This is a genomic window from Alistipes sp. dk3624, from assembly GCF_009557455.1.
Taxonomy (GTDB): domain Bacteria; phylum Bacteroidota; class Bacteroidia; order Bacteroidales; family Rikenellaceae; genus Alistipes_A; species Alistipes_A hominis.
On record NZ_CP045651.1, the window covers coordinates 2149117 to 2168331 of the forward strand.

17 protein-coding genes and 2 tRNA genes are annotated in these 19215 nt (G+C 55.5%); 6 read left to right on the plus strand and 13 right to left on the minus strand.

What is annotated here, in order from left to right; genetic code table 11:
- Positions 1-21 precede the first annotated feature (21 nt).
- A complete protein-coding gene (locus GFH31_RS09110) occupies positions 22-462 on the minus strand; it encodes a hypothetical protein (RefSeq protein ID WP_101571667.1) in 441 nt (146 codons plus the stop codon).
- A gap of 256 nt (positions 463-718) precedes the next feature.
- On the opposite strand from GFH31_RS09110, the gene GFH31_RS09115 reads away from it, so the two are divergent.
- Positions 719-794, plus strand: a tRNA-His gene (locus GFH31_RS09115).
- Positions 795-1016: 222 nt separating this feature from the next.
- Here GFH31_RS09115 and GFH31_RS09120 read toward each other — a convergent pair.
- Entirely contained in the window at positions 1017-1613 is a 597-nt protein-coding gene (locus tag GFH31_RS09120) for a hypothetical protein (RefSeq protein WP_055205199.1), read from the minus strand.
- A 491-nt stretch (positions 1614-2104) separates the two neighbouring features.
- Here GFH31_RS09120 and GFH31_RS09125 point away from each other — a divergent pair, with 491 nt between their 5' ends.
- On the plus strand, positions 2105-2995 hold the full coding sequence (locus GFH31_RS09125; RefSeq protein WP_118655368.1) for a HEPN domain-containing protein: 891 nt from the start codon (positions 2105-2107) through the stop codon (positions 2993-2995).
- Between the two features lie 81 nt (positions 2996-3076).
- On the opposite strand, the gene GFH31_RS09130 is transcribed toward GFH31_RS09125, so the two are convergent.
- Positions 3077-4261 carry a MalY/PatB family protein gene (locus GFH31_RS09130; protein WP_153497810.1) on the minus strand — a complete coding sequence of 395 codons (1185 nt, stop codon included), beginning with the start codon at positions 4259-4261 and terminating at the stop codon, positions 3077-3079.
- A 136-nt stretch (positions 4262-4397) separates the two neighbouring features.
- On the opposite strand from GFH31_RS09130, the gene GFH31_RS09135 reads away from it, so the two are divergent.
- The 4 genes from GFH31_RS09135 (at position 4398) to GFH31_RS09150 (ending at position 8830) form a co-directional block, all read left to right on the plus strand.
- Entirely contained in the window at positions 4398-5876 is a 1479-nt protein-coding gene (locus GFH31_RS09135) for a pseudouridine synthase (RefSeq protein WP_153497811.1), read from the plus strand.
- Positions 5877-6138: 262 nt separating this feature from the next.
- A tRNA-Lys gene (locus tag GFH31_RS09140) sits at positions 6139-6211 on the plus strand.
- A gap of 355 nt (positions 6212-6566) precedes the next feature.
- The gene (locus GFH31_RS09145; protein WP_055203493.1) at positions 6567-7148 is read left to right on the plus strand and encodes a helix-turn-helix domain-containing protein; all 582 of its coding nucleotides are present in this window, start codon (positions 6567-6569) and stop codon (positions 7146-7148) included.
- 20 nt (positions 7149-7168) lie between these two features.
- A complete protein-coding gene (locus GFH31_RS09150; protein WP_216645965.1) occupies positions 7169-8830 on the plus strand; it encodes an AMP-binding protein in 1662 nt (553 codons plus the stop codon).
- Positions 8831-8956: 126 nt separating this feature from the next.
- Here GFH31_RS09150 and GFH31_RS09155 read toward each other — a convergent pair whose 3' ends face one another.
- From GFH31_RS09155 to GFH31_RS09200, 10 genes are all read right to left on the minus strand, one after another.
- Positions 8957-9688: a shikimate dehydrogenase family protein gene (locus GFH31_RS09155; protein ID WP_055202423.1), complete on the minus strand. Its 732-nt coding sequence runs from the start codon at positions 9686-9688 to the stop codon at positions 8957-8959.
- A 1-nt stretch (position 9689) separates the two neighbouring features.
- Positions 9690-10322, minus strand: a complete 633-nt coding sequence (locus GFH31_RS09160) for a YqaA family protein (protein ID WP_228385752.1) — start codon at positions 10320-10322, stop codon at positions 9690-9692.
- 112 nt (positions 10323-10434) lie between these two features.
- The gene (locus GFH31_RS09165; protein WP_101571549.1) at positions 10435-11463 is read right to left on the minus strand and encodes an MnmA/TRMU family protein; all 1029 of its coding nucleotides are present in this window, start codon (positions 11461-11463) and stop codon (positions 10435-10437) included.
- Positions 11464-11521: 58 nt separating this feature from the next.
- Positions 11522-11872 carry a DUF3276 family protein gene (locus tag GFH31_RS09170; RefSeq protein WP_055202417.1) on the minus strand — a complete coding sequence of 117 codons (351 nt, stop codon included), beginning with the start codon at positions 11870-11872 and terminating at the stop codon, positions 11522-11524.
- Positions 11873-12024: 152 nt separating this feature from the next.
- Positions 12025-13620 (minus strand): S41 family peptidase, encoded by a 1596-nt coding sequence (locus tag GFH31_RS09175; RefSeq protein WP_228385753.1) that lies wholly within the window; start codon positions 13618-13620, stop codon positions 12025-12027.
- Between the two features lie 45 nt (positions 13621-13665).
- Positions 13666-15033 (minus strand): histidine--tRNA ligase, encoded by a 1368-nt coding sequence (gene hisS, locus GFH31_RS09180; RefSeq protein WP_118458230.1) that lies wholly within the window; start codon positions 15031-15033, stop codon positions 13666-13668.
- 21 nt (positions 15034-15054) lie between these two features.
- Positions 15055-15951, minus strand: coding sequence for a HEPN domain-containing protein (locus tag GFH31_RS09185; RefSeq protein WP_153497812.1), 897 nt, complete (start codon positions 15949-15951; stop codon positions 15055-15057).
- Positions 15952-15964: 13 nt separating this feature from the next.
- Positions 15965-17641, minus strand: coding sequence for an energy-dependent translational throttle protein EttA (gene ettA / locus GFH31_RS09190; RefSeq protein WP_055202410.1), 1677 nt, complete (start codon positions 17639-17641; stop codon positions 15965-15967).
- 92 nt (positions 17642-17733) lie between these two features.
- Complete coding sequence (gene nagB, locus GFH31_RS09195) at positions 17734-18546, minus strand: glucosamine-6-phosphate deaminase (RefSeq protein WP_153497813.1); 813 nt, start codon at positions 18544-18546, stop codon at positions 17734-17736.
- Between the two features lie 106 nt (positions 18547-18652).
- On the minus strand, positions 18653-19192 hold the full coding sequence (locus GFH31_RS09200; RefSeq protein ID WP_055202406.1) for a hypothetical protein: 540 nt from the start codon (positions 19190-19192) through the stop codon (positions 18653-18655).
- Positions 19193-19215 lie beyond the last annotated feature (23 nt).

The following is a 19215-nucleotide window of genomic DNA, read 5'->3' on the forward strand; positions in this document are numbered from 1 at the left end:
GGATTCTCCCCCGGAACGGATTCACAGCCGGTCTTTGTTCCGATAGCGGTAGCGCAGAAACAGAACGCCCGTTACGATCAGCGCGGCGGAGAGTCCCGTATAAAATACGGCGATAAACGTCTCCGGCAGCCAGCGGCACGTCCGAGCCAGGATACCGAACAGAATCATGAAGCACATCACGATCCACCCCTTCGCATCGAAAAACGAAAACGGGCAGTTCCGGTCGCCTTTCCGCTCGATCCGCTGCGTATGTTTGTAAAACAGACGTTTGAAAACCAGGTTGAAGAACAACAGGAACACGACGATCGCCTCCCCCGCCCGGAACAATCCGTAATGGGACTGACTCGCCCACGTGACCACTCCGATCCGCAGAATATTCGCCCCGGCCACGATCCAGACGATCCCGGCCGTCACGAGCAGCGCCCGCCTGTTGACCCCGAACTTACGGGCACGTTTTTCCATAAGCGTTCTTTGTCCGGCAAATTTATCAAATAATCCGCCAAAAACAGCGGGCCGCCGCTCGCAGGCCGCCGCCGGCCGGAGAACGGCAGCCCGGCAAACCGCCCCGTCCCGAAAAGATCGCCCTGCGGACAGCGGGAAAATACAAGCAGGAGGCGGGCGGCTCCCCGTTTTCGGGAAGAATCCGCCGCAAAAATTTTGCAATAATCGAAAAGTGTATTAAATTTGCACGCTGTCCGAAAGAAACGGGCAGTAAAACGGTGGACGTAGCTCAGTTGGTTAGAGCGTCGGATTGTGGTTCCGAAGGTCGTGGGTTCGAGACCCATCTTCCACCCTGTCGGATTTATCCGCAAAAGCGCCTTTAAAAAGGGCGCTTTTTTATTGTCCGGCCTGCCTTACCGCTTCCAACGCGGACGCTGCCCCCGTCCCGCAAAACGCGCCCCATCCAACCCGAACGATTTGTCCGGCAATCCTTTGCCGCCGCCCGATCCGCACGCCGGCCGCCGCGTCCAGCGGCAAACCGGAATTGAAACGTACGGATAATTGCGCCGCCCATATTAAACGAACTCTTCCTTTTTGAATACGAAACGCACAACGGGGCCCGTCCCCATGTCCGACCAGTCGAGAAACTCCAGTTCGACCGGGGTCAGCTTATCGACCAGCACCGGGCGGCCTTCGTGCAGCAGCCACCCGCGCGGTCGGTCGAACGCGTAGGGAACCGTAGCGACTTTCAGATACGATTCGTAACGGTCCAGCAGACCGTCCGGGCCGAAATCCCACACGACGACGCCCGGTTCGAAAATCTCGCCCGGAAGCCACGCGCCCGGACGGCGGCCGTCGCTCCAGTAGTGCTCGGTACGAAGCAATGCCCAGCGCCCCGACAGCGATACCTCCGCCCGCGGGTGCGCTTCCTCGCGCGTGGCCGGGTGAGGGCCCAGCCCCGTGCGAAGCCATTCGATGCTGTACGCCGGGAAAGCGTAGTGAATTCGCGCGGCCAGTTCGGGACAGATTCCCGTCGCGGGGTCTTTCGCGGCTTCGATCATGTGCGGCCGTTCCAGACCGATGCGGCGGGCCAGCTCGTTCACGCACAACGTTTCGTTTTTAAGTATCGTGACGATGCGATCCCACGTAGGGGATTGAATGATTTTTTTCATAAGGCGAATAGTTAAAAAAACGGATCGTTGCTGCGCCCGATGAAATCCGAAGCTATTCGGAAAAAGGCATAAAAAGAGGGCGCAGGACTACTCCTAACGGCGGTACAGGGAAGCACCTTAGTACAGAAGTGTTGGCCTACGCCCAAGTTAGCCCTATCCGTTTCCGGATAGGACATAACAAGGACTGGCAACTATTATACCTGTACTAAAAACCTCTAATTAAAGAGTTCCCTGTTTCCCGTTAGGCATAAAGAGTTGTTTACCCTTTATAATATCTCCTTCGGCTATGCCGAATCGTAATAGTTCCTTAAAGTCTGCATAATTCTTGCGTTTTAATTTTTAGCTGACGGCAGCGCCGCTGCCCCTCTTAAAAATTTCCGCGCACAGACCTTACGGATTCATACACAAAGATAACGACTCGCATGAAATTTCCAATACGATTTAGACCCCGTCCCCGACGGATCGCCGATTATTTTGCTAATTTTGCGATTATGAAAAAATCGCTCGCATACCTGCCGGAGAACAAACAACGCGACCTGCGCCAGTTGACGGAGATTATCCGTCGGGAAATAGTCGGGTGCGAAATGATTATTCTGTTCGGCAGTTACGCGCGAAATAAGTACGTCGATTACGACCAACGGACGGAATTCGGCGTGCGGACTTACTTTATGAGCGATTACGATATTCTGATCCTGACCGAAAAACGGATCGGCAATACGGAACACGCGCTGTATTCCCGGATCAGATACGAGTTTTTCCAGAACAAAGCCAAATTTTTCCATACCCGTCCGGAGTTCATCAATGAAAGTGTCGGCGAGTTTAACCGCCAGATAGAAAAAAGCCGCTATTTCTTTACCGAAATCAAAGAACAGGGTGTAATGCTTTACGATTCGGGGCGATATAAATTGGCCCGGCGGCACAAACTGGATTACAGCGAAATTCGGGATATGGCGCAGGAATATTTCGATGATAAGTTCAAGAAAGCAAATAGCTTCTTATATTTAGCTTCTTGCGCTCATAAAGTTGACGATTTTTGTATGGCTTCTTTCCAACTTCATCAGGCCGCAGAAAATTTTTTACGGACGATTCCGATGGTTTTTACTTTGTACGGTTACAAAGAGCACGATCTGGAATTTCTGACCGACAAGGCCAGAACGCATAGCTTGGACGTTTGCGGCGCTTTTCCGCGCAACACGTCCGAAGAGGAACGCTTGTTCAAACTGTTACAGGACGCCTATGTGCAGGCCCGTTACAATAAAAATTTCGCTGTCACGAAAGACGACATAGACGCGCTGACCGTGCGCGTGGAACGTCTGCGCGATATTACCGAAAAAGTCTGCCGCGACCGTATCGCATTTTACGACAGCGCGAGCCGGAAATAAAAACGTCCCGATAAACGACAAAAGCGAGCCGGCCGAAAAATCGGCCGGCTCGCTTTCGATCAAACTTTCCGGAAGCCTCCGCTACTCGCAAAGCCCCGCCGCGCGCGCGGCTTCGTACAGTTGGTTCATCGCCCGTTCGACCACCGAACGCTGCGTGGCGATATTCATCCGCATCCACCCGCGTCCCTCTTCGCCGAACATCGCGCCTTCGTTGACGCCGATCCCGGCCCGCTCGACCATAAACCGGTAAATCTCCTCATGCGTCATCGGCCATGCGCGGAAATCGAGCCACATCAGGTACGTCCCTTCGGGCGGCACGCACTTTACGGACGGCATTTTCCGATGCAAAAAGTCCGTGACATACCGGATATTGCCTTCGAGATACTCCAGCAGGCGTTCGAGCCACTCGTCGCCGTGTGTATAAGCTGCCTCGAGCGCGACCGTGCCGAAGATATTTCCCTGATCGGCATGTAGTTTGTTAAACTCCTGTTGCAGGCGGCGGCGCAACGCGGCGTCCGGCGTGATCGCCACCGAGGTCGAAAGCCCGGCCAGGTTGAACGTCTTGCTCGGCGCGGTGAACGTTACCGTCCGGCGCGCGAACGCTTCGTCCAGCGCTGCGATATGAATATGCTTATGCGGTTTGTAAACAAGGTCGCCATGAATCTCGTCCGACAGGATCACCACGTCGTGCTTCACGCACAGTTCGCCGATGCGCGTAAGCTCCTCGGCCGTATAGACGCGTCCCGACGGATTGTGCGGGTTCGACATCAGGAAAACCTTCGCCCCGGCGAGCTTGCGGTCGAGGTCGTCGAAGTCGATCCCGAAACTGCCGTCGGCACGCTGCAACAGCGGGTTGTTGACGACCACCCGGTTGTTGAACCGCGTCTGCCGCGCGAACGGATGGTAGACCGGCGGCTGGATCACCACCCTGTCGCCCTCCTGCGTGAAAGCACGCAGCGCGAAAACGATTCCGGCGACCACGCCCGGAGCGAAGTCGATCCACTCCTTTTCCACTTTCCAACCGCTGTGACGCCCCACCCAGTCGATCACCGACCGGAAATAACCGTCCGAACGAAAGGTATATCCGTAAATCGGATGCCCGGCCCGGCGGACGATCGCTTCGGTAACGGCCTCGGGCACTGCAAAATCCATATCGGCGACCCACATCGGAATCACGTCCGCGCGCCCGAACACCTCGTCCCGCGCGTCGAACTTTTCGCAGTCGGTCGCCTCGCGGGAAACGATTTTATCGAAATTGTAATTCATACGCAACTAAATAGATCGCAAAGTTATCATATTTATAAAAAAATAGCTATACCTTTGAACCGTTTAATTGCCGGATGATTTCGATTTGCCCGAAATATCGGGGCGTTATACGTATTACTTTTTATTATTTCATTGCATGAAACCATTCGATCCGAAAAACAGGAAAGGCGCTTACGGGGATTCGCCCCGCCGCGACCGTTCCGGGGACTCCTTCAATCGGGAAGATTCGAGAAGTTCTTCGCACCGGGAAGACGCGCTGTCGTCGTTCTCGAAAGACAAACGCCCGCGCATCAGCCGTCCGGCCAAACCGCACGGGACGTCGTCGGACAATCCGTACGACCGCCGCGGCGACGAACAGCGCCGCTCGTTCAACCCCAATTTCACGAAAGACAACCGGCTGAAAAGCGGCTCCCGCGATCGGGACGACCGTCCCTACGGGAAACCGAAATACGGAGCCAACCGGGACGACCGCTACAACCGCGAAAATCGCGGCGACCGATTCGACAAAGACGACCGTTACCGCAAAAACGACCGGTTCGAACGCGAAGACCGACCGCAGCGCGACGGCAACCGCTACAACAAGGATGACCGGTTCAACCGCAACGACCGACCCGACCGGTTCGACAAAGACGAACGCTACCGTAAAAACGACCGGCCCGAACGCGAAGACCGGCCGTGGCGCAAGGACGACCGGCCTTCGGGTCCGTACAAACCGCAACGGCGCGACGAATCGCAGCCGTACGGCGAGCGTCCGCGTTTCCAGAAAGACGGCGACCGCAAAGGCGGTTTCGGTAAAAAATGGGATAGAAGCGACAGCTCCCGTGGGGCGCGAACCCACGACTCCCGATTCAAAAAAGACCGGAAAGAAGATTATCCGCGCTACGACGCTCCCAAACCGCAGGGCGCTATCCGCCTGAACCGTTTCATCGCCAATTCGGGCATCTGCTCGCGCCGCGAAGCGGACGACCTGATCACGGCCGGCGTTGTGGCGGTCAACGGCAAGATCGTCACCGAACTCGGAACGAAAGTGAACCCGGAGGACGAAGTGCGCTTCAACGGCGAAATCGTCAAGGGGGAAAAGAAAGTATACATCCTGATGAACAAGCCGAAAGGCTTCGTAACGTCGGTCGAAGACCCGCATTCGGACAAAACGGTGATGGATCTGATCAAAGGAGCCTGCACCGAACGGGTGTATCCGGTCGGACGTCTCGACAAAAACAGCGTCGGGGTACTGCTGTTCACCAACGACGGCGACCTGACCCGCAAACTGACGCATCCGAGCTACAACAAGCAGAAAATCTACCAGGTGACGCTCGACAAACCTCTATCGGAAGAAGACATGACCAAAATCGCCGAGGGAATTACCCTCGAAGACGGGCCCATCTTCGCCGACGAGGTCAGCTATGTCAGCGAAAACCGGAAAGAGGTCGGAATCGAAATCCATTCGGGCAAAAACAGGATCGTTCGGCGTATTTTCGAATCGCTCGGCTATTCGGTGCAAAAGCTCGACCGAGTCTATTTCGCAGGCCTGACCAAAAAACGGCTCAAACGCGGCGGCTGGCGGTTCCTGAGCCCGCGGGAAGTCAGTATGCTAAAGAGCGGCGAATACGAATAAACGGAGCCGAAGATAAAGACCGGGGCCGGGATCGCAATCCCGGCCCCGTCTTATTTACCTTGTCCGGCGACGAAGAATCCGCAACCGCAATCATCGAAGCATACGGACAGCAACGCCCCGTCCCGCCGTTTGGGAGTCCGCTGCGCCTTCCTGTCGAAACCGCTTCACGATTCCTCTCCCGGAGAAATAGGATAAGGTTTTATCGCCAGAGTGTTGCATAAAAAGATTTTTCTGCTTATCTTTGCAAACGATTTTACAAGATGGTTCTCTAGCTCAGTTGGTAGAGCACGACACTCTTAATGTTGGGGTCGTGGGTTCGAGCCCCACGGGGACCACAGGAATAATTTTCAAACGCTTGACTTATAATAAGTCGAGTGTTTGTTTTTTTTGATAGGTACAACATAGGTAAAACATTGCATTTTGTGTTCTGTTAATCTGTAAATAAGTATTCTAAAGATTAATCTTCAATGAATGGAAGATTTCGAGCATTATTTACGAATCGAAAAAACTTGGGACAAATATGACTTACAGATGCATGGTTTATCTTAAAAAATATCCCATCGAAGACGTTTTGTCGCTCCTGAATCGGGCGCGTTTGTTTTGGGTTTCGTAATTTCCGGAAATAATTATTTGCGGATTTCGGGAATTCGGGGTTACTTCGAATCACAACAAAACGAAATTTTTCAAATTATGACAGAGAATATTGGTTATAAGCTGAAACGACTTCGCGAAGACAATCAGTTTTCCGTGGAAGATTTAGCGGTTCAATCTGGGGTTCAACAATCTCAAATTGAACAGATTGAGACCGGTAAGATGCTGCCGTCGCTGGCGACGCTGATCAAACTGTCGCGGACGTTGGGCATTCGTCTGGGCACTTTTCTCGACGGAATGGAATGCCCTGAGCCTACGTTGACTCACCGGGAACAGCAGACGCCTCAGTTGTCGGTACACCTGTCCAAGGGAAACGGCTCTGATATCGAGCACCTCAAATACCGTTCGCTGGCCGAAAACAAGACCGACCGCAACATGGAACCCTTTATCATTAACGTGGAATATACCGATCCCGACGAGATGTCAGCTTTGTCGCACCACGAAGGCGAGGAGTTCATTTACGTGTTGGACGGGAGCGTCGAAGTGCGTTACGGTAGTGATAAATACGTTGTGAACCAAGGGGAAAGCATCTATTTCGATTCGATCGTTCCTCACAATATTTCAGTGCAGGCGCCCGGTGAAAAAGCCAAAATCCTGGCGGTGGTTTACACGCCTTTTTAAAAGGTTGGATTTCGTAGAAAATGGAAAAACAAGAATTGATCGACTATACCGTCGGGGGCATTCTTGAGAAATACGTAGCGGAAGATCCGGATCATGAGTTCATGATTTATCCGGACCGCGGGTTGCGGTTTACTTACAAGGAGTTCGACGAACGGGTCAATATTTTTGCAAAAGGGTTGCTGTCGATCGGGGTGACCAAGGGCAGCAAAGTCGGCGTATGGGCGAAAAACGTGCCCGACTGGATGACGTTCATGTTTGCGACCGCCAAGATCGGGGCCGTACTGGTGACCGTCAATACGAACTACAAGAACGCCGAACTCGAATACATCATGAAAAACGCCGATATCCATACGATGTGTATGGTGAACGGCTACCGCGACAGCGACTATGTGCAGATCCTGTACGACCTGGTTCCGGAACTGAAGACCACGCAGCGCGGAAAGCTGCGCAGCGAGAAGTTTCCGGAGTTGAGGAACGTGGTTTACATCGGACAGGAGAAATTGCGCGGCATGTACAATACTTCCGAACTGATGAAGCTCGGGACGCTGGTCGGCGACGACGAGCTCGAACGGGCCAAGTCGCGGGTGGACTGTCACGACGAGATCAATATGCAGTATACGTCCGGGACGACCGGATTCCCGAAAGGGGTGATGCTGACCAGTCACAATATCTTGAACAACGGGCTGACGATCGGCGACCGGATGCATTTTACTGCGGCCGACCGACTGCTGATTTGCGTGCCGCTGTTCCATTGTTTCGGCTGCGTGCTGGGGGTCTGTTCGGTGATTACGCACGGTTCGACGATGGTGATGGTCGAGGATTTCGATCCGCTGAAAGTGCTGGCGTCGGTGCACCGCGAACGCTGTACGGCGCTGCACGGCGTGCCGACGATGTTCATCGCCGAGCTGCACCATCCGATGTTCGATATGTTCGACCTGAGTTCGCTGCGTACCGGGATCATGGCCGGCGCGCCCTGCCCGATCGAGACGATGAAGCAGGTGATGGACAAAATGTACTGCAAGGAGATCATCAGCGTATACGGCCTGACCGAAACCTCGCCCGGTATGACGGCTTCGGCGACGACCGATTCGATGGAGATTCGCGCGACGACCGTCGGGCGGGCTTTTCCGAACGTCGAGGTGAAGGTGCTCGATCCGCAAACCAACGAGGAATGTCCTCCGGGGACTCCCGGCGAGATGTGCTGCAAGGGGTACAACATCATGAAAGGGTATTACAAGAATCCGGAAGCTACCGCTGCGATCATCGACGAGAACGGTTTCCTGCATTCGGGCGACCTCGGCGTAATGGATGAAAACGGCTATTTCCGGATCACCGGGCGGATCAAGGAGATGATTATCCGCGGCGGCGAGAACATCTATCCGCGCGAGATCGAGAATTTCCTGTACAAGATGCCGCAGATCGAGGCGATCGAAGTGGCCGGTATCCCGAGTCCGAAATACGGGGAACAGGTGGGCGCTTTTATAAAGATCAAGGAAGGCTGTACGCTTACCGAAGAGGAGGTTAAACTCTACTGCCGCGGGCAGATCGCCCGGTATAAGATTCCGAAATACATCTTTTTCGTCGAAGGTTATCCGATGACGGCGAGCGGCAAGATCCAGAAATACCGCCTGAAGGATATCGGACTCGATTTGTTGAAAGAGAAGGGGATCGATGTGGTTTAGTCCGGAGACGGAAATTCCGCGTCAAAGGATTGATTTTATAAAAGGAAGGAATTTATCGGTAGTAAAAAACGAAAGAGGCTGTCGCACTGAGCGACAGCCTCTTTCGTTTTTGTATCGTGCGGACAATTATTCGTTCCAGATCTCCCATGCTTTTTCGGCCTGCCCGACCAGCATGTCGTAACCGTTGCGGGTTGCAGCCCCCTGCGCCGCGCCGCGCTTCAGAAATTCGGTGACTGCCGGGTTGTATACCAGGTCGAACAGGAAATGCCCGGCGCCGAGGGCTTCGTACGGCAGGACGGGACAGCCTTCCGCGTTCGGGAAAGTGCCCAGCGGCGTGGCATTGACGATCAGCCGGTGAGCGCGTACGATCTCTTCGGAGAGGTCGCCGTAGGTGTACGCTCCGTTTTTTCCGTCGCGCGATACCGCGTCGAAAGCGATGCCGAGTTGTTCGAGCACGTATTTCACGGCTTTCGAAGCGCCGCCCGTGCCGAGTACGAGCGCCTTTTCGGGGCGGACGTCGCCCAGCAGATTCAGCAGCGAACGGCGGAATCCGTAAGCGTCGGTATTGTAACCGGTCAGGCCTTCGGGCGTAATCTTTACGCAGTTCACCGCGCCGATCGCCCGTGCTTCGTCGCTCAGGCCGGACAGATACGGGACGATCGCTTGTTTATACGGGATCGTGACATTGAATCCGCGCAGGCCGGGCGTTTGCAATACGGTTTCGACGCCTTCGATCGTTTCGATCGGAAAATTCCGGTAGGCGCAGTCGGCGATTCCTGCGGCGGCGAATTTATCGGTAAAATAGCGTTGTGAAAACGAGTGTCCGAGCGGATACCCGATCAGTCCGTACAGTTTCATGTCAGAAAGCGTGTTTGATGGCGAAGAATCCGCCGATCAGCAGAACGGTGAATACCAGCGCCAGCCAGTTGAAATATTTGTCGATAAAACGTTTGATCGGCTCCCCGTATTTCCATATCAACCAGCTAATTAAGAAAAAACGCAGGCCCCGGCTGACGACCGATGCGACGAGGAAGACCGGAAAGTCGATCTTGAACACTCCGGCGGTGATCGTGATCAGTTTGTAGGGGATCGGCGAGAATCCGGCGGTGAATACGACCCAGAAGTTGTACTGGTTGTACATCGCGCAGATTTTGTCGTATTCCGTATGGGTGAATCCGGGAATGATCCGGAAAAAGAAATCGGCGATGGCGGTGAATTCCCCGCCCGGGGTCTGCCACAGGTAGTGTCCGATGGCGTATCCGGCCATGGCGCCGAGTACCGAACCGATTGTGCAGATCAGCGCGTAGCGGAACGCTTTGGCGGCGCATCCGAGTCCCAGGGCGATCAGCAGGACGTCGGGAGGAATCGGAAAAAAGCTGGATTCGGCGAATGCGAGGACGAACAGTGCGGCCGCTCCCCAGCGGCTGTCGGCCCAGCCGAGCACCCAGTTGTAGGTTTTTTTCAGAATATTCATGCCGTGAACGTGGCGCACCGCGCGCGGTGCGGGTTTAACGGTGCAAGTTTACCAAAAATTTTTCAGACCGGGGCTTCGCAGCGCGTAAAAAGTGACCGGAACGATCGGGTTTACGCTTTTACGGAGCGTTTTACCGCCGGCAGTCGGCGAGGATGCCTCCTCCGACGACCAGGTCGCCGTCGTAGAAAACGACGGGCTGTCCCTTGGCCGGGGCCCAGGCCGGTTCGCGGAGTTCGACGAGCAACGACTGCCCGTCGATTCGGACGCGCGCGTAACCCTCCGGGTTCCGGCCCACGCCCCGTATTTTGACCCGTACGGTTTGCGAGTCGGTCAGCCGCTGCGGATCGGCGGCGCAGAACTCCCGGACGGTCAACCGGCGGTAAAAAAGGTCGGCGTCGCATCCTGCGGTCACCCGGTTCCGCGCGGCGTCGATCCCGGTGACGACGACCGGTTCGCCGGAGTCGGTGCGCAGTCCGCGTTTTTGTCCGATCGTGTAGAACGCGCAGCCGTCGTGGCGTCCGATCGTCTTTCCCCGTGCATCGACGATTTCGCCGGGAACGATTCCGGGAACCTGCGTTTTCAGGAACTCGGAGTAGGAGAGTCCTTGCAGGAAACAGACGCCCATGCTCTCCCGCGACCGGAGGGCGGACGGGAGCGATGCGGTCACCGCTTTTTTGATTCGTTCGCCCATCGGCGTCAGGGCTATCCGCAGGTATTCCTGCGACAAGCCCCACAGGTAATAGGACTGATCTTTGGCCGGGTCAGCGGCCGTGCGCACGAAGTATTTTCCGTTTTCGCAGCGAACACGGAAGTAGTGTCCGGTGGCGATATGGTCGTAATGTTCGCGCCGGGCGATGTCGTACAGCGTTTTCCATTTGACCCGGGGATTGCAGCGAGTGCAGGGCGCGGGCGTTTCGCCGCGCAGGTAGCTGCCGGTAAAATAGCGGACGATCTCTTCGCGGAAAACTTCGCGGACATTTTCGATCCGGAACGGAAGGTTCAGCCGTCCGGCCGCCTGCCGGATGCGCGTTTCGAGACCCTCTTCCCCGACGGTATCCAGCGTAAGCAGCGTGACGGCATGGCCCTGTTCGGCGAGGTACCGCGCCGCCGCCGTGCTGTCGATGCCGCCGCTGAAGCCCAACAATACGTTTTTTCTCATACGGAATGAAAAAAGCGTCCGGATCTTTTTCGGACGCCTTTGTTTTCGTTGTCGTGCGTTACAGTTTGTCGAATTCGTCGTCCAGCGACGCGGGGATGCTGCTGATCGCCGAGCCGTCCGGATTGAAACACTCCGGCTTGTGCTCCCGGATGTACCCGACCACTTCGTCGAGTCCTTCCGCGAATTTGCAGAAGTCCTCCTTGTAAAGGTGGATCTTGTGTTTTTCGAACGAGAATTTTCCGTCCTTTTCGGTTTTTTTCCGGCTTTCGGTGACTGTCACGTAATAATCGTCGTTCCGCGTCGCCTTCACGTCGAAGAAATAGGTGCGCCGTCCGGCCCTGACTATTTTTGAGTAGATCTCTTCCGCTCCGTCGCTTTCGCTTTCCTTTTTGTAGTCAAAATGATTCATGCCTTTCGTTTTTGTTAGCAGTTATAGGTTGTTAAAATTAAAAAGAAAAAGAGATATAAGCAAATATTCGGGGCAAAATAAGCGTATACGACTCCGCCGGCTGCAAAAACCGATTTGCGGCCGGCGGAGCGGATGGATCGTTTCTGATCGAATCAGTAGGTGATGCCGGAACCGTAACGCTCCCAGTCGCGCAGCACTTCGAGCGCTTTGGCGAAGACCGGGTCGTCCTCGCCGTTGACGACGAGGTAGTATTCGTTGACTCCCCACATTTTTTGCGCGATCAACGCTTTCAATTGGGTTTTCAGCGCTTTTTTCGAACGTTCGAACTCTGCGACGTCGAAGGCGATCCCCTTTTTCGTGGCCTTGGCCGTCAGGGCGTCGAGCACGTCGTCGGAGACGGTGAAGTCGCTGACGAACTTTTCGGGAGCCGCGTAACGCGACGACAGCGCCGGACGGTTCTCGTCCAGGTATTCGATGACGAATTCGTTGATGACGCCCTGACGCACCAGGCTGCCCCAGTATTTCGTATAGTCCGACGTATCGAGCGGTACGACGATGTCGGGCGTGATTCCGCCGCCGCCGTAGACGGTGCGGCCGCTACGCAGGGTTTTGAACCGCTGCGTGGTGTCGCCGCCGACCGAATCGGAAGCTCCCGGTTCGAACCGTTTGTTGAAATCTTCATAATAGGCGTCCAAATTGCCGTTTTCATACGGGCGCTGGATCATGCGTCCGGTCGGCGTGTGGTAGCGCGCTACGGTCAGCCGCACCGCCGAGCCGTCCTGTAACGGGAACTGCCGTTGGACGAGTCCCTTGCCGAACGTGCGCCGGCCGATCAGCAGGCCGCGGTCCCAGTCCTGAATCGCTCCGGATACGATCTCGCTGGCCGAAGCCGAAGTCTCGTTGATCAGCACGATCACCTTCCCTTTCGTGAACGGGCCGTCTTCTTTCGCGACGATTCGGTCGGGCGGCACGCGCATCCCTTCGGTCGATACGATCACCGAACCTTCGGGTAGGAAAAAGTTGCTCAGTTGTACGGCTCCGCCCATCAGCCCGCCGCCGTTGCTGCGCAGGTCGAGGATCAGGGCGTCCATCGGCCCCAGTTTCTGCACGGCGTCCGTGAACTCCTTGTAAGTATTGTTCGCGAAACGGTTGATCCGAATGTAACCGGTCTTCGGATCGACCTTGTAGGCGGCGTCCACCGTATTGATCGGAATGTTGTCGCGCACGATCGTGAAGTCGAGCGGTTCGCCGCCGCCGTGGCGGACGATCCGCGTCTCTACCCGGCTGCCTTTCGGCCCGCGCAGCAGTTTCGGCACGTCGATCTGTTTGACGCCGACCGAGCTTTTGCCGTCCACCGCGACGATCCGGTCGTTGGGGAGCAGGCCCACCTGTTCGGCGGGACCGCCCGAAATGACGTTGACCACGATGATCGTATCGCGCAGTACGTTGAATTCGATGCCGATGCCGCTGAAACTGCCGTCGAAGCTCTCCTTGACTTCGACCATCTCCTCGGGAGATACGTAAGTCGAATGCGGGTCGAGTTGCAGCAGCACTTCGCGGATCGCGCTTTCGACCAGCTCATTGTTGTGTACCGTATCGACGTAGGCGCCGTTCAGGTAACGGTAGAACTGCTGGAATTTCTGCAGGTTGCCGGCCGGATCGTCTTTCGCGTCGTTCTGTGCAGAAACAAGCGCCGGCGCCGCGAACAGCAGCGTCGCCAGCAGGATATGGATTTTCATTCTTATCATTGCAGTATCTTTAATGTCCTTGTGATAACGCGCCTCGCCGGCGCATTATTGCAGGCGCGCGGCCAGTTCCGCCAGCGGAACGGCCTGCTGTTCGCCGGTCGCCATGTTTTTGACGGTGGCGTTTCCGGCGGCCAGTTCGTCGCTGCCGATGATCACCACCAGCGGGATCGCGCGCCGGTTGGCGTATTCCATCTGCTTTTTCATCTTCGCGGCGTCGGGGTACATTTCGCACGGGATGCCTGCGGCCCGCAGTTGTTTCATCGCGCGCAAGGCGGCCGGTTGTTCGGTTTCCCCGAAATTCAGAAACAAAACCCGCGTGGTGACGCCCGCTTCTTCGGGGTAGAGACAGAGTCCGCACATCACGTCGTAGATCCGGTCGGCTCCGAACGAGATGCCTACTCCCGACATGCCCGGCATACCGAAAATTCCGGTCAGGTCGTCGTAGCGTCCGCCGCCGCAGATACTGCCGATCGCGAAATCCTTCGCCTTTACTTCGAAGATCGCGCCGGTGTAGTAGTTCAGCCCGCGCGCCAGCGACAAATCCAGTTCGATATCCAATTCCGTGCCAAGCGCTTCGACGTATCCGAAGATCGTTTCCATCTCGTCGATGCCGGCGATTCCGGTTTCGCTGCCGCCGATCACCGCGCGCAACTGTCGCAGCTTCTCGCGGTTCGTACCGCTGAGCGACAGGATCGGTTGCAGCGCGGCCACGGCCTGCTCGGAGATACCTTTCGAAAGCAGCTCTTCGTTGACCGCTTCGATTCCTATCTTTTCGAGTTTGTCGATCGCCACGGTGATGTCGGTCATCTTGTCGGCGTGACCGATGGTCTCGGCGATGCCGTACAGGATCTTGCGGTTGTTCATCTTCAGCGCGATCCGGATGCCGAGTTTTTTGAACACGGCCGCCACGATTTCGATCAGCTCGACTTCGTTGAGCAGGCTGCGGCTGCCGATGATATCGACGTCGCACTGGAAAAACTCGCGGTAGCGTCCCTTCTGCGGCCGGTCGGCGCGCCATACCGGCTGGATCTGGTAGCGCCGGAACGGGAACGAGATTTCGTTCTGGTGTTGTACGACGTAGCGGGCGAACGGTACGGTGAGGTCGTAACGCAATCCTTTTTCGCACATTTTCACCGACAGCGCGTTGCGGTTGGCGTCGGCATCCTGCAACGTTTCGGGTGCGACTCCGCTCAGGAAGTCCCCCGAATTCAGGATTTTAAAGAGCAGCTTGTCGCCCTCGTCGCCGTATTTTCCGAGCAGCGTCGAGAGGTTTTCCATCGCCGGCGTTTCGAGCGGCAGGAATCCGTAGGTGCGGAAGACGCTTTTTATCGTGTCGAAAATGTAGGTGCGTTTAATCATCTCGTCCGGGCCGAAATCGCGTGTGCCCTTCGGAATGGATGGTTTTTGTGCCATGACGGTGTGTTTTCTAAAATTTTATTTCGTTGGCGAACTGTCGATCAAAGCGTCCAGTTCGGCGATCTTTTTATCGTAAGCGTTGCGGGTGATCTGGCGCAGCAGTTCGACGTGCGGCCGGATGCGGTCGATGTCCGCCGGGGCGATCGTGTATTTCGGATCGTAGCGTGCGGCGATATAGGCGTCGTTCAATATTTTGAACAAGCGTTTGCTCTCTTCTGTGTCGGTCGGAAAAAATGCAAGGATTTCCGGCGTATGCACTTTACAGGATTTTACCAGTTTTTCGAGGTCGTGTATCCTCGGTTTTTTAAGGGTGTGGATCAGTCTGATCGTGTGGAGGAAAGATTCACATGCTTGATGGAAATTGAAAATGGAAAATTTATGATCTTTGTTGGAGTGCGCTAGGGCAGCGTATTTATAGAATGTTTCTCCGCGACCGTTCCATTCCTCAAAATATTCCTGTACCTGTCCTTTAAACTCCTGTGCATTCAGTTCGCACGGTGTTTCGAGCGTAAACTTTCCGCTGTCGTACAGCATGATTCCTTCCTCGGCGATGTCCGTCCAGAAATACCGACCTTCTGCGAGATATTTATTAAAAGTTTGGATATGTTCCAGTATAAAACTGACCGGGGTATCCGAACGGGTGTTTCTTGCGAAAACATCTTCTACACGATCCAACTTCCGTGCGGCCCCGTAAGGTTCCACTCCGTGCTCGACTAGCACCAGGATATCGTAGTCGCTTTGGAAAGTCGTATGAACCCCGTAGTCGAACCGTTCGTCGAGTTCGACCCAGTTGCCGCGCGCATAGCTGCCGAACAAGATAACCATTTGGGCCGGTACGGCCCTGCGGATGTACTTTGTGAGGATTTCGAGTTCCTCCGCTTTGCGCTGCGGTAGGTGTCCGAGTGAGGTTTTCATACGCTGTCGGTGTTTAGTCGGCGACCAGTTTGCGGTATTTCACCCGGTGCGGGGTGTCGTCGCCGAGGCGTTTGCGCTTGTTCTCTTCGTATTCGCTGTAACCGCCTTCGAAAAACACGACCTGCGAGTCGCCTTCGAACGCGAGGATGTGCGTGGCGATGCGGTCGAGGAACCAGCGGTCGTGCGAGATCACTACGGCGCATCCTGCAAAGTTATTCAACCCTTCTTCGAGGGCGCGCAGCGTGTTGACGTCGATGTCGTTGGTCGGCTCGTCGAGCAGCAGCACGTTGCCTTCCTCCTTCAGCGCGAGGGCCAGGTGCAGCCGGTTGCGTTCGCCGCCCGACAGCACGCCGCACTTTTTCTCCTGGTCGGCGCCGCTGAAGTTGAAGCGCGACACGTAGGCCCGGGCGTTGACGCTGCGGCCGCCGAGCTGGATCAGCTCGCTGTCCTGCGAGATGACCTGGTAAACCGTCTTTTCCGGGTCGATCGACGCGTGTTGCTGGTCGACGTAGGCCAGCTTGACCGTCTCGCCGACGCGGAACGAGCCGTGCAGCGGCTTTTCGATCCCCATAATCAGCCGGAACAGCGTGGTCTTGCCGACCCCGTTCGGGCCGATCACGCCGACGATTCCGGCGGGCGGCAACGAGAAGCTCAGGTGTTCGTACAGCAGCCGGTCGCCGTAGCCCATCGACACGTCCTGCGCTTCGATCACCACATCGCCGAGGCGCGGGCCGTTCGGGATGTAGATTTCGAGTTTTTCCTCCTTTTGTTTCGTATCTTCGTTCAGCATCTTGTCGTAGGCCGACAGACGGGCTTTGCTCTTCGCGTGGCGGGCGGACGGGGCCATGCGAACCCATTCCAGCTCGCGCTCCAGCGTTTTGCGCCGTTTGCTCTCCTGCTTCTCTTCCTGCGCGAGACGGTTCGATTTCTGTTCGAGCCAACTGCTGTAATTGCCTTTCCAGGGAATGCCTTCGCCGCGGTCGAGTTCGAGGATCCAGCCGGCCACGTTGTCGAGGAAATAGCGGTCGTGCGTAACGGCGATGACCGTTCCCTTGTACTGTTGCAGGTGCTGTTCGAGCCAGTCGATGCTCTCGGCGTCGAGGTGGTTCGTCGGCTCGTCGAGCAGCAGTACGTCCGGTTGCTGCAACAGCAGCCGGCACAGCGCCACGCGGCGGCGTTCGCCGCCCGACAGGTGTTTGACGGATTGGTCGGCGTCCGGACACCGCAGCGCGTCCATCGCGCGTTCGAGCGTGGCGTCCAGTTCCCAGCCGTTCTTGTGGTCGATCAGTTCGGTCAGCTCGCCCTGCCGTTCGATCAGCTTCGCCATCTGGTCGTCGTCCATCGGCTCCATGAACTTCGCATTGACCTCTTCGTACTCTTTCAGCAGCGCGACCACGTCGGCGCACCCTTCCTCGACCACTTCGCGGACGGTTTTCGTATCGTCCAACTGCGGTTCCTGTTCGAGGTAGCCGACCGTATAGCCCGGAGAGAAGACCACTTCGCCCTGGAAATTCTTGTCCAGCCCGGCGATGATCTTCATCAGCGTCGATTTCCCGGAGCCGTTCAGCCCGATGATCCCGATTTTAGCCCCGTAGAAAAACGACAGGTAGATGCCGTTCAGCACTTTTTTCTGGTTCGTGAAAGTCTTGCTGACTCCGACCATCGAGAATATGATTTTTTCGTCTGCCATGTCTGTGTGTTAGTGCGGTTAATTTGCGCAAATATAATAAAAAAGCCCCCGTTTCCGAGGGCTTTTCGAGAATATGCCGTAAAACGGGGAACCTATGCGAACAGTTTCGCCGGATCGAGGTTCGCCGACTCGATGTCTTTGAAGTATTTGTAAGTACCTACTTTCAGTTCGTCGGTTGCGTCCTCGTCGCAGACGATGATTCCTTTGGGATGTACTTGCAACGCGCTGATCGTCCACTGGTGGCTGTAACCGCCTTCGATGCCGGCGGCCAGCGCGCGCGCTTTGTTGTGTCCCATCGTCAGGATCATCACCTCGCGGGCGTCCATCACGGTGCCCACGCCCACGGTCAACGCCGTTTTGGGAACCAAGTCGACGTTGCCGCCGAAAAAGCGCGAGTTCGCGATGATCGTATCCTTGGTCAGCGATTTGACGCGCGTCCGCGAGTTCAGCGACGAAAAAGGTTCGTTGAACGCGAGGTGTCCGTCGGGGCCGATGCCGCCCATGAACAAATCGATGCCGCCTGCGGCCCGGATACGGGCTTCGTAGTCGGCGCACTCCTTGCATAGGTCGGGCGCATTGCCGTTCAGGATGTTGACGTTTTCGGGTTTGATGTCGATGTGGCTGAAGAAGTTGTTCCACATGAACGAATGGTAGCTTTCCGGATGGTCTTTCGGAATGCCTACGTACTCGTCCATGTTGAACGTTACGACGTTGGCGAACGAAACTTTGCCCGCTTTGCAGTATTCGATCAACTTTTTATAGGTGCCCAACGGGGTGGAACCCGTCGGAAGACCCAGTACGAAAGGCCGTTTCTCCTTTTTGTTGTGTTCGTTGATGCGTTTGGCAATGTAGGCGGCTCCCCAGGCCGATACCTGTCCGCCGTTGGGTTCGATGATGACTCTCATAATTAAAAATATTTTATTTGTTCTCGGTTGTGAACGTTCTGGACCACTATGGGCAGCCGTAACCGGCCATAAACGGGGTCTCAACCCGGACATTCTGTAAATAACGTTATTGGACGTCGCCCTTTCCCGCCTTGAAAGTCACTTGGTTGGCAGTGTCTTCCACGATGTAGATGTCTTCGTATCCGGGAGCGATCGCGATGCTTTTTTGATAAGACACCATCCCGTACGCGACGTCGTTGATGTAATACTTATTTTTCTCGTCTTCGGTAAACGAAGGTAATAATTCTGCTTTTTTCGTGTTGAATGAAGTTTGTAGAGCGACCAGAGCGGCCTTAATCGACGCGCTTTGCTCCTCGTATTTCTGCTTGGCCTGTGCATCGCACTGTGCGTAAGCTTCTTCCTCGGTGTCGCCCGTTGCGTTGATCGTGAATTTGGCTCCGAATTGTTTATTGATATTTGCGATACCTTCTTCGAGCAGCGTATTTAGCTGATTCAGATTGTTCGTTTCACTTCCGAGATAACCATCCTGTCCGAGACCGATACGGGTCTGGTATTCGCGGCTTACTTTAGCCTGGTTGTCTTCGTCGTCTTTGCAACCGCAGAACAGCAAGGCCGCGCAACTCATCAGGATTAGGATTTTTTTCATGGTTTCAATAAATTAAAGGATTT